The following is a 10,959-nucleotide window of genomic DNA, read 5'->3' as shown; positions in this document are numbered from 1 at the left end:
ACCGGCGCTAGGCTATCCTCACGCCGCCCCGCGTCCGCGCGGAACGGCGTGAGGAGGCTTGCCCGAGCGGCCTAAGGGAACGGTCTTGAAAACCGTCGTGGCGGCAACGTCACCGTGGGTTCAAATCCCACAGCCTCCGCCAAGGCCGGCGAACCAGCAGGTCGGAAGGGGTGTCCCTCGTTGAGGGACACCCCTTCCGCATGGGGCCCGTCTCACCTTGATCCGGGTCTGCCGCGTTGCTGATCAGTGGGTGCGGACCAGGCGTGGACCACGGCAAGGGAGGGCCGGGCCGAGCACTGGTGGCGCCCCGGTGCGCAGAGTTGCCGGCCGGGGCGCGAGGCTGTGCGGTCAGAGGTTGTAGCGCTCGATCTTCAGGACCCAGTTCTGCAAGCCGGCCGTCGCGCCGTCCGAGACTTTGACCTTCACGCGGGCGGTGACGTCCCGAGTGTTGAAGGCGGGCTGGAACTCGGCGACGCGGATCAGGGTGTGGGAGGACCACTCCGGGTTGCCGCGGGCAGTCACGAAGCGGTGATTGGTGCTGACCGGTGCGGCCTGGTCGCTGCCGAAGAAGACGGTGACATTGGCGACTGCGTTGTTGTTGGGGTGGGAGGCGATGGCTTCGGCGCTGAAGGTCGCCACGAAGATCGCCCCGTACGAGGCGGTGCCCTGCCCGATCTTCAGGTCGATGGTGGCGCCGGGCAGGTCGTTCCAGGTGGTGGCGGTGGTTTCCCAGCGGGTCTCGTCCCAGACGAGGGCGGTGTTGTCCGGTGCCCGGTTGGTGATCAGTGGTGCGATGGCGGGAGCGGGCGTACTCATGGGCGCAACTCCTTTGCATGGAGGCCGAGTCCGGTTTCCTCGGGCGAAGGACTCCCCGTCTGCTGGAACCGCAACACCTCCAATTGTCACGCAGAGTGTGTGATCGAATGCATTGAGTCATTGAGGTGAGGGGGGCATGTCACCTGGCGATGTCTTCTGGGACGCCGGAGACCGCCGCGATTCTCCTCACCCGGCTTCAGCCATGGTTGAAGCCGCAGCACGGCGTTCAGGCCCGAGGCCGGCGGGACCTGTGATTCTCTCGACTCGCCGACGTGCGGTTTGGCTCGATTTCCGCTGGGCGGATGGCGAAGGCGCCACCCCGTTCGATGAGGCGGAGTGGCGCCTTCGCGGGGGGGGGTACTGCTGCTACTTCTCGGCTGCTTCGGGCGCGCGTTGAATCTGTCCATTCGCCCGTTCTTGACTGCGGTGGATCGCCTCCGCACAGAACCGGAAGAGTACGGCGACGCTGTGTCCGGCAGGGCGGGCGACCTGAGCTGGTGCCACGCCGAACTCGAGGGCGGCCCGCAGCGGCGTTCCGACCGGATCCAGGCAGCGACCCCACCAGAGCCCTGCCGCACCGCCAGGCTGCCCCACGCCGAAAGCCCCAGTGCAGCGCCCACCAGGCGCGTACGCCCTCACAGCCCGGCCCCAGCCGGAAACCGTGGACGGATGCTCGTGGTGCTGACCTTGTCCGTGGCCGGGGCGGCCGGCCCTCGCGGCTTTACCCGCCTCCCCGGACTGGGACCCGCGTCGCCACGGCCAGAGGACCAATCGGGCACAACACCAGGCAGACCACAGGCCAAAGCCGCTCCGGCCGGCCGCGTGCCTCGCCGCACCCTTTCCCGGGTGAGGGCGGTACGAGCCCCCCGCACACAACGAGAGGTCCCCACCGCCGTAGGGCCTTTCCTCCCTGCCGGCCGGGAAAACGGTCAGGGTCTGGCGGCGGTGGCGAGCAGGGTGCCGATGTGGCCGGGGACGGGTGCGTCGAGCACGCGCACCTCCACCTCGCGGAATCCGGCACGGGTCAGGAAGCGGGCCCACACCTCCGGCCGGTAGCTGTAGCGGTAGGCGAACAGGGCCGGACCGGCGAAACCGCCCTTGTAGTACATGCCCTGCGGGCCGTAGGCGCCGGGGATGGCGGGAGGCTGCGAGAAGACGAAGACGCCGCCCGGATTCAGCCGGGCGGCGACCAGCGGGAAGATGCGGGACGGATCGGTGAACCACGCGGCACCGAAGACCGAGTACACGGCGTCGTAGGTCGTCCGGTCCTCCGCCAGGAACTCCAGCACCTCCGCGCACACGACCTCCACCCCCAGCGGCCCCCACCGCTTCGAGACGTTCTCGACCATGACGGGCGAGAGGTCCACGCCCCTGGCCTTGATGCCCTGCTGTGCGAGGTGGGCGAGGGCCCGGCCGGTGCCGCAGCCGATCTCCAGCACACTGGCCGGGTTCCCGAGGAGTTCGGTCCCCGGACCGTGGCCCTGGTACTGCGTCCAGGCGAAGGCGGGCTCGGCGTCCGTCACGTCGTTGCGGGTGCTGCGGGCGTAGGCGTCCCACAGCTCGCGCTCGGCCGCGATGTCATGCGGTACGGGCAACTCGGTTCCTTCATGGTGCGGTTGGGGAAGCCCCGTCCCCACCCCAGGACGTGCGGGCGGGGACGGGCACTCTACCGGTGTTCCGGGGCCGTCAGTGGCTGTCCGGCACCTTGTTGTCGCACGGGGAGCAGTCGGAGGCGTCCACGGCCCACAGCTCGTCGTCCACCTCGAAGTCGTTGGCGCGGATCAGGTATCCCGGCTCTGAGCAGCGCGTGTGGGTCATGTGGGGACCACGGGTGGACCGCTCTCACTCGTCTTCCTCGTCCTCGTCGGCGCTCAGCGCCCGCTCGGCCTGCTCGTTCGTCCGCTGTCGGCTGCCGTGGACCACCTCGGCGTGGCGGCGGACGAGGACCGCGATGCCGTGTCCGGCTCGGGGGGCGCGTCGGGCCGGACGACTCCGATACCCGCGCGGCGGGGAAGGCATCGCCCCCGCCGTGGTGGACGTCACAGTGGGAGCGGGTTTCGTGCGCACAACCATTGACGCCGCTCACAGGTCACATGGGTCGTTCACACGGCCATACCGCGCTTGACCCCCATGGGCTGCGGTCGGCCGCTTCTGTCGGTGCTTCTGCGGCACCTGGACCCCAAAGAGGTCTTCATGAAGCTTCGCCACGTCCTGGCGACCGCCGTCGCCTCGGCCGTCATCGCGCCTACCGCGCTGCTCGCCGTGCCCGCCTACGCGGCGGACGAGACGCCGGACCCGAACGCCTCCACCAGTGTTCCGGCCGAGGAGGTCGCCGAGACGCCGGCGGCCGAGGTCACCACCGAGGCCCCGGCCGAGGACACCGAGCAGGAGACGACCGAGGAGACCGAGCAGACCGAGGAGTCCCCCGCCACGGAGGAGGAGCAGGAGAAGGAGGAGACCGACCCGTCGGCCGAGCCCTCCCCCTCCACCAGCGCTCCCGCCTCCCCCTCCCCCTCGGCCGAGCCGTCCCCGGGCGAGGGGCCGGTGGAGTGCAGCGACGAGGGCGAGGAACTGCTCGTCGACGAGAACCTGCTCACCGGCCTGTCCGGGCTGCCCTCCAAGGTCGTTGCGGGCAGCGGCTTCCACACCTTCCGGCTCAACGTCACCAACACCTCCGACACCGACTACCGGCGCGTCGACTTCGGCGTCTTCGCCGCCCAGGTGGACGAGAGCGGCTGGGACGTCTCCACCGGCCACCTGACGCTCCAGTACCAGGACCCGGCCACCGGCGCCTGGAAGGACATCTCCCTCGACGAGAACGACGAGGGCGCCGGCTACGTCGGCTACAGCGTGGTGAAGGCGCACACCTCCTACAACGTCAACCTGCGCCTGAGCGTGGACGCCTCCGCCCCGGCCGGCCTCGGCTTCGCCGTCAGCATCGGCATGTACGCCAACGACGCCGGCGAGTGCGTCTACGCCGGTGACGACAGCTACTACGAGTTCGAGGTCCTCAAGGCCGGTGCCAAGCCCGGTGAGGTCCCCGGCGCCAAGCCGCAGGGCGGGGCCAAGAAGCCGGTTCCCTCGGTCAAGCCCGTCGGCAACACCGAGATCAAGATGAAGGGCACCCTGGCCCAGACCGGTTCGTCCTCCGCGCTGCCGACGATCGCCCTGATCGGCGGTGTGACCATGGCGGTCGGCGCCGGCGCGATCTTCCTCGTCCGCCGCCGCAACACCACCGGCAACCAGGCCGCCGCCTGACATCAGCCCCACGCCATGGCCACGGGGCCGCACCCATGCCAGGGTGCGGCCCCGTTTGCCTGCCTGCCGATGACCGCCGCTCCCCACGCTTCCCGTCAGGTCGGGCACGGCCGAACACGGCGGATCTCCCCGGGGATCATGGCCGCACGAGTCCTGCCTCAGGCCGCGCCACCGGCGTGACAACCATGGTTGTGGGCGTTGCCGTTGCGCTCTGGGGGCTTCGGATCACCGCGGGGCCGGGAAGGCGGCATGAGGCGGCGCGCCACGGCCTCGCATTGGGAACTCCAGGAGCGATCAGCTTCGGTGCCCGGCCGATGTTCCCCGATACCGGGGAGGGCACACCAGGCGCGATGGACGGTCAGGCCGTGGAACCGCTGCGGGCTGGAGCTGCCAGGGGGAGGGGGTGTCCCCGGACGCTGGTCGTGCATCGGTCGGTTCCTGGTCTGTCCGCCGTGGTTCATCCGGGCCATGACCTTCGGGGACCGCCCCCGGCGGCTGCCCGGAGTTGCAGAGCCGACCGGCCTCGTCACAGCGGGTTTCTCCAGCCGGTGGAACGGCGCGAGCGCGGAAGGGGTGCCTCCCACTGGGAGGCACCCCTTCCGCGCTCAGGCTGTTCCCTATGGAGGGGATTCCGCCGCGGAGCAGGGCGGGTGGCCGGCCTGTGGCCCCGGACGCGCCGGGCGGCTGTGCCGTCCCGCCGCCGGCGACACATGCCGGCTCCGGGTCCGGGGTGGGCCGCGGCCGATTGCTTCCGGGTGTTGTTCCGGGTTTTCCCGGTGCCTTGCGCGCGAGGTCGGAATCCGTCTGCCGACGCGCGTACGGATTGCGTGGAGGAATTCCCTGAAACTTCTCGCCCACGAGGCCGGACGAGGACGCCGGGTTTTCAGGGATGGTTTTCTCCGCGGGCACCCGGTGCCTGCTGGGGGTGGCTCAGTCGTGGCCACCCCCGGCGGCATCCGGATTCGACTGGGGTTCCAGGCGGCGGAATCCGGTGTGCTCCGCCGGCCGACACCGCACGGGCGGGGAGGCAGTGACCCCCGCGATAAGGAAGCCCGTCGGGTCGGCCGGGAGCGAGTGCGCTGCTGACTTCGGTGCGCTCAAAGCCGAACCACCGCGATCGTTCGGCCCGGAGCCTGCTCGGATGTGCTCGGAACGACGCCCACCCGGGAGAGGTCTTTCGGAAAGACCTCAGTTGAACATGCTGTCGAACCAGATGCTGTAGCCGCCCAGGCTGTAGATGTTGTCGCCGTAGCCGTAGTACTTGTCGCCGTACTTGTCGTTGTTCTTGTCCTCGTGCTTGTCCTCGTCCTTGTCGTTGTTCTTGCCGTACTTGTCGTCGTCCTTGTCGTAGTCGTTGTGGCCGTTGCGCTTGTCGCCGTACTTGTCGTCGTGCTTGTCGCCGTACTTGTCGTCGTGGTCGCCGTAGCCGTTGTGGCCGTTGTCCTTGTCGTAGCCGCTGTAGCTGCCGTGGCCGTCGGAGTAGGACTTGGTCTTCAGGCTCTTGGCGTGGCCGCCGTGCTTGTCGGCGCTGGTCTTGGACGAGTGGTAGGAGGCGTGGTCGTCGTCCTTGTCGTAGTCGTTGTGGCCGTTGCGCTTGTCGCCGTACTTGTCGTCGTGCTTGTCGCCGTACTTGTCGTCGTGGTCGCCGTAGCCGTTGTGGCCGTTGTCCTTGTCGTAACCGCCGTGGCGGCCGTGGCGGCCGTGGTCGCGGTCGCCGGTGGAGGCGCTGGACTTCACGCTCTTGGCGTGGGCGCCGTGCTTGTCGGCGCTGGTCTTGGACGAGTGGTAGGAGGCGTGGTCGCCGCCCCTGCCATGGTCGCCATGGCCGTTGTCGGTTTCGGCGTGGCTGCTTACCCGCTCGGTCCAGGCGCCGTGCTCGTCAGCCTTGGCGGAGTGCTTGGTGAAACTGGAGGAGTCGGCCACGGCCAAGCCGGCAGACGCGATCAGCATCAGCGGGGCGGCGATGGTACCGACGACGGCCCGACGAGTGAGCTTGCGCATCGCATGAATCCTTGTCCATAGAGATGGGTCGAATCCAGACGGATCCGTTAGGCACAAATTTTTACTGCCTTGTATTGCGGAGGGCTGGTCCCACGAAGCTGGGTAGTTCGCCCATTCGGAATGGGAACGCAGCTCACAGTGCCGATTCTCGCGTATTTGATTCCCTCGTTCGGGGGCGCTCATCCGGTCTAAGCCCTGCCCGGCGGCCCGTCCTGTCGTCGAGCGCGATGCGGGGTCGGGGACGGTCCGGGGTCTGCGCCGAAATCGCCTGCCGCTTCCGGACGTCATGGGATTCGCCGGACGCGCCCCGGTCCGTCGGCCAGGCGGAAATCCGGGGCGGGCGCGAGTGAGGAGCGCGGCGGGGCGTTCGGGTGAACGGGGCCGGGCGGTCGGGTGGTTCTGCCGGTGCCCCTTCCGTGCGTCTGCGGTCGTCCGGCGGCCGGGGTACGGCAGCGGGGGCGGATGAGGGGGGTCTGTGGTTGCATGGGAGGTTTATCGACACATCGTCATTCGTGCGAGCGAATGAGGCATTGTCCGTGATTCGCCGGTTTCCCGGTGGGCAGCCTGCTTCCGCGACGTCGTAGCACCAGACGCACACGCTCCTGGAGGACAGAACATGGCACGTACTCCCACCGCCCGTCTCGTCTCCGCGGCGGCCTCCCCTCCAACGGTCGCGGTGCTCCTGTTCCACAGGCTCCGGTGAGTCCAGGGGCGTCGGCTGGGTGGGGACACAGCCGGTGCCCACGGGAGAAGGGATGGGACGCGCGGCCGCACTCCGGTGCGGCCGCGCTGTCGTGCGGCACGCGGGCAACCCTGATCCGAACCGGTCCCCTCTCCCCCTGGGGAAGGTGCGGAGGGCCGCGCTCCTCCGACCTGAGGCGGATCCGGCATCGGGACCTGGGGCCGATCCCAGGCGGGATACCGGCTCCTAGCGTTGAGTCATGACCACGCATGGGACCACCGCGACCGTGACGCCGCTGACGTTCACCTCGTACGTGCGGGCGCGCGGGCCGGTGCTGCTGCGCACGGCGCGCTCGCTCACCGCCAATCCGTGCGACGCCGAGGACCTGCTCCAGACCGCGCTGACCAAGACGTACCTGGCGTGGGAGAGGATCGAGGACCAGCGCGCGCTCGACGGTTACGTGCGCCGTGCGCTGCTCAACACCCGTACCTCGCAGTGGCGCAAGCGCAGGGTGGAGGAGTACTCGTGCGATGAGCTGCCCGAGCCGGAACCGGTGCCGATACCCGACCCCGCCGAGCAGCAGGCCGTGCGGGACGCGGTGTGGCGTGCGGTGCTCAAGCTCCCGGCCCGGCAGCGGGCCATGGTCGTCCTGCGGTACTACGAGGACCTGAGCGAGGCCCAGACCGCCGCGGTGCTCGGGGTCTCGGTCGGCACCGTCAAGAGCGCGGTGTCCCGCGCCCTGGCCAAGCTCCGCGAGGACCCGCAGCTCGCGGCGGACGCGCTGGAGGGGGCGCCGCACGGAGGAGGACACGGGGGAGAGCCGGGGGACGCGGAGGCTTTCGAGCTGAGCGCGCCGGCCGCGGCGTAGCGTCCGGCGGGCAGGGGCGGAGGGCCGCCGTGGAGCGGCCGTGGGCCGCACGGGTGGCAGAAGAGAGCAGCAGGGAGCAGCGGGGGAGGGCGTGCCCGAAGGCGGGCTCGGGGTGTGGAGCACGGTTGCCGAGCCGTCGGCGATGAGCCGCCCGGCCCCGGTGACGCGTTCGACGGCGGTCGTCCCGGGCGGGAGGTGCGCAGCCGCCTGGCCGGTCGCCGGGGCCTGCTGATCCCGGTGGTCCCGGGTGCCCCGGGGGCTCGCACGACGGCCCCCTGCGCTTCCCCTGCGCTTCCACGGGGTGCGTACGCCGGTGCGTGACGGACCGCTCCCGCGGGAGGTTGGTGCCTCCCCTCGCAACCCCTCCGTCAACGAGCGGAACGGGCCAAAAGAAGTCGCCTCCCGGGTAGTGACATACCGCTCGGTATGGAACCACAATCGCGGAAACCTACCCCCGCGTAGCCGCTTCAACGAGGAGGCTCCCCGTGCAGAGCACGATGCAGGACGTTGCCCTACTGGTCTCGCGGATTCTGACCCACGGCTCGACCGTGCACGGGCGGTCGCGGATCACCACGTGGACCGGTGGGGGCGAGCCGCACCGCCGGACGTTCGCCGAGATCGGCGAGCGTGCGGCCCAGCTCGCCCACGCCCTGCGCGACGAGCTGGGCGTGGCCCGGGACGACCGGGTGGCCACCTTGATGTGGAACAACGCCGAACACGTCGAGGCGTACTTCGCCATCCCCTCGATGGGCTCGATCCTGCACACCCTCAACCTCAGACTGCCCGCCGAGCAGCTCGTCTGGATCGTCAACCACGCCGCCGACCGCGTCATCCTGGTCAACGGCTCCCTGCTGCCGCTGCTGGCCCCGCTGCTGCCGAGGATGGAGCCGGTCGAGCACGTCGTGGTCGTCGGTCCCGGCGACACCTCCCTCCTGGAGGGCTGCCGCCCCGCCGTCCACGCGTACGAGGAGCTGCTCGACGGGCGGCCGACCGCGTACGACTGGCCGGAGCTGGACGAGCGCACGGCCGCCGCCATGTGCTACACCTCCGGCACCACCGGCGACCCCAAGGGCGTGGTCTACTCCCACCGCTCCATCTACCTGCACTCCATGCAGGTCAACATGGGCGAGTCGATGGGCCTGACCGACGCCGACACCACCCTGCCCGTGGTGCCGATGTTCCACGTCAACGCCTGGGGGCTGCCGCACGCCGTCTTCATGACCGGCGTCAACCTGCTGATGCCGGACCGCTTCCTCCAGCCCGCCCCGCTCGCCGAGATGATCGAGGCCGAGCGCCCCACCCACTCGGCCGCCGTCCCCACCATCTGGCAGGGGCTGCTGGCCGAGCTGGCCGCCAGGCCGCGCGACATCTCCAGCCTGCGGAACGTCACCATCGGCGGCTCGGCCTGCCCGCCCTCCCTGATGAGGACGTTCGGGGAGAAGTACGGCGTGCGGGTCACCCACGCCTGGGGGATGACCGAGACCTCGCCGCTCGGCACCGTCGCCCACCCGCCGGCCGGGCTCGACGAGGAGGAGGCGTGGCCGTACCGCATCAGCCAGGGCCGTTTCCCCGCGTCCGTCGAGGCGCGGCTGATCGGCCCGGACGGTTCCGAGATGCCGTGGGACGGGGAGTCCGCCGGTGAGCTGGAGGTGCGCGGACCCTGGATCGCGGGGGCGTACTACGGGGGCGTGGGCGAGGAGCCCATCCGCCCGGAGGACAAGTTCAGCCCGGACGGCTGGCTGCGCACCGGCGACGTCGGCGTGATCACCCCCGACGGCTACCTGACGCTGACGGACCGCGCCAAGGACGTCATCAAGTCGGGCGGCGAGTGGATCTCCTCCGTGGAGCTGGAGAACCAGCTCATGGACCACCCGGCCGTCGCCGAGGCCGCGGTCGTGGCCGTACCCGACGAGAAGTGGGGTGAACGCCCGCTGGCCACGGTCGTCCTGAAGGAGGACGCGGGGGAGGTCTCGTACGAGGAACTGCGCGACTTCCTCGCGGAGAAGGTCGCCCGCTGGCAGGTCCCCGAGCGCTGGGCGCTGATCCCGGCCGTGCCGAAGACGAGCGTCGGCAAGTTCGACAAGAAGGTGCTCCGGGCGCGGTACGCGCAGGGGGAGCTGGACGTCGTCCGGCTCTGAGCGGGCGGGCCGGACCGCTGCCAGGCCGCTGCCGGACCGCGGGCCCGGCAGCGCCCGGCCGCCGCTAGTTGGCCCCTATCTTCGCGAGCAGGTCCACGATGCGCGACTGCACCTCCGCGCTCGTGGACCTCTCCGCGAGGAAGAGGACCGTCTCGCCCGAGGCGAGGCGGGGCAGTTCGGCCGGGTCGATGCCGTTCGAGGTGTAGACGACGAACGGGGTGCGGTTGAGCATGCCGTTCGCCCGCAGCCAGTCGATGATCCCGGCGCGGCGGCGGCGCACCTGCATCAGGTCCATCACCACCAGGTTCGGCCGGATCTGCGCGGCGACCTGCACCGCGTCCGCGTCCGAGGGGGCGTGCGCGGTCTGCATGCCGCGCCGCTCCAGTGTGGCGGCGAAGGCCTCCGCGATGGCGGCGCGCTCCTCCACCAGCAGCACCCGCGGCGGGTGCTGCTCGCTGTCGCGCGGCGCCAGGGCCTTGAGGAGGACGGCCGGGTCCGCGCCGTACGCCGCCTCCCGGGACGCCTGCCCCAGACCGGCCGTCACCAGCACCGGGACCTCGGCGGCGACGGCGGCCTGACGCAGCGACTGCAGGGCGGTACGGGTGATGGGGCCGGTCAGCGGGTCCACGAACAGGGCCGCCGGGTACGCCGCGATCTGGGCGTCCACCTCCTCGCGGGAGTGGACGATGACGGGGCGGTAGCCGCGGTCGGTCAGGGCCTGCTGGGTGGAGACGTCCGGCTCGGGCCACACCAGCAGCCGCCGCGGGTTGTCCAGCGGCTCGGGCGGCAGCTCGTCGTCGGCGGGCACCGGCGCCGACGGCCTGAGGCCGCCGGTGACCTCGACGGCGCCGTTCGGGCCGTCCAGCGGCTCCGGGCCCTCGACCCCGGCCTCGGGCGCGCCGATCGCGAACTCCCGTCCGCCGGGGGCGGGTACGTGCGGGGCGGCCGTGGGGTGCGGAAGCTGGGGCTGCTGCGGCGGCGACGGCTGCGGCGGCTGGAGGTGCGGGTGCGGCGCGCCCGTGGCGGCGGCAGCCGCCGCGGCGGCACGCTCTCCCTCCGCCGGCGGGGCCGCGAGCTTGCGGCGGCGGCCCGGACCGGCGGCCGAGCCGGTGGCCGGTGTGTGCGTGGGCGCGGGTGCCTGCGCCGGCACCGGCGCCTGGGCGGACGCCGACACCGGCGCCTGGGCGGACGCCGGT

At 71.0% G+C, this 10,959-nt stretch carries 8 protein-coding genes, 1 tRNA gene and 1 pseudogene; 4 read left to right on the top strand and 6 right to left on the bottom strand.

Translation table 11 applies throughout. From position 1 onward, the window contains the following. The first annotated feature begins 52 nt into the window (after positions 1–52). Positions 53–142: transfer RNA gene (locus tag VE546_RS19740), tRNA-Ser, on the top strand. A gap of 206 nt (positions 143–348) precedes the next feature. On the opposite strand, the gene VE546_RS19735 is transcribed toward VE546_RS19740, so the two are convergent. From VE546_RS19735 to VE546_RS19720, 4 genes are all read right to left on the bottom strand, one after another. After that, positions 349–816, bottom strand: a complete 468-nt coding sequence (locus VE546_RS19735) for a hypothetical protein (protein ID WP_324924161.1) — start codon at positions 814–816, stop codon at positions 349–351. 929 nt (positions 817–1,745) lie between these two features. Beyond that, positions 1,746–2,411 carry a class I SAM-dependent methyltransferase gene (locus VE546_RS19730; RefSeq protein ID WP_324924159.1) on the bottom strand — a complete coding sequence of 222 codons (666 nt, stop codon included), beginning with the start codon at positions 2,409–2,411 and terminating at the stop codon, positions 1,746–1,748. 91 nt (positions 2,412–2,502) lie between these two features. Beyond that, entirely contained in the window at positions 2,503–2,634 is a 132-nt protein-coding gene (locus VE546_RS19725; protein WP_324924163.1) for a hypothetical protein, read from the bottom strand. Between the two features lie 24 nt (positions 2,635–2,658). Beyond that, complete coding sequence (locus tag VE546_RS19720; protein WP_324924157.1) at positions 2,659–2,859, bottom strand: hypothetical protein; 201 nt, start codon at positions 2,857–2,859, stop codon at positions 2,659–2,661. A 150-nt stretch (positions 2,860–3,009) separates the two neighbouring features. On the opposite strand from VE546_RS19720, the gene VE546_RS19715 reads away from it, so the two are divergent. Further along, on the top strand, positions 3,010–4,074 hold the full coding sequence (locus VE546_RS19715) for an LPXTG cell wall anchor domain-containing protein (RefSeq protein ID WP_324924155.1): 1,065 nt from the start codon (positions 3,010–3,012) through the stop codon (positions 4,072–4,074). 1,188 nt (positions 4,075–5,262) lie between these two features. On the opposite strand, the gene VE546_RS19710 is transcribed toward VE546_RS19715, so the two are convergent. Further along, positions 5,263–6,075 (bottom strand): hypothetical protein, encoded by an 813-nt coding sequence (locus VE546_RS19710; protein WP_324924153.1) that lies wholly within the window; start codon positions 6,073–6,075, stop codon positions 5,263–5,265. A gap of 941 nt (positions 6,076–7,016) precedes the next feature. Here VE546_RS19710 and VE546_RS19705 point away from each other — a divergent pair. Together VE546_RS19705 and VE546_RS19700 are read left to right on the top strand one after the other, a co-directional pair. Continuing rightward, the gene (locus tag VE546_RS19705; protein WP_324924151.1) at positions 7,017–7,625 is read left to right on the top strand and encodes a SigE family RNA polymerase sigma factor; all 609 of its coding nucleotides are present in this window, start codon (positions 7,017–7,019) and stop codon (positions 7,623–7,625) included. Between the two features lie 485 nt (positions 7,626–8,110). Continuing rightward, complete coding sequence (locus VE546_RS19700) at positions 8,111–9,763, top strand: long-chain fatty acid--CoA ligase (protein WP_324924149.1); 1,653 nt, start codon at positions 8,111–8,113, stop codon at positions 9,761–9,763. A 64-nt stretch (positions 9,764–9,827) separates the two neighbouring features. On the opposite strand, the pseudogene VE546_RS19695 reads toward VE546_RS19700, so the two are convergent. Then, positions 9,828–10,959, bottom strand: a pseudogene (locus VE546_RS19695) (hypothetical protein); the annotation flags it as partial.

The organism is Streptomyces sp., assembly GCF_035644915.1.
Taxonomy (GTDB): Bacteria; Actinomycetota; Actinomycetes; order Streptomycetales; family Streptomycetaceae; genus Streptomyces.
The sequence above is the reverse complement of the archived record's forward strand: the minus strand, read 5'-3'. Positions and strand labels throughout refer to the sequence as shown.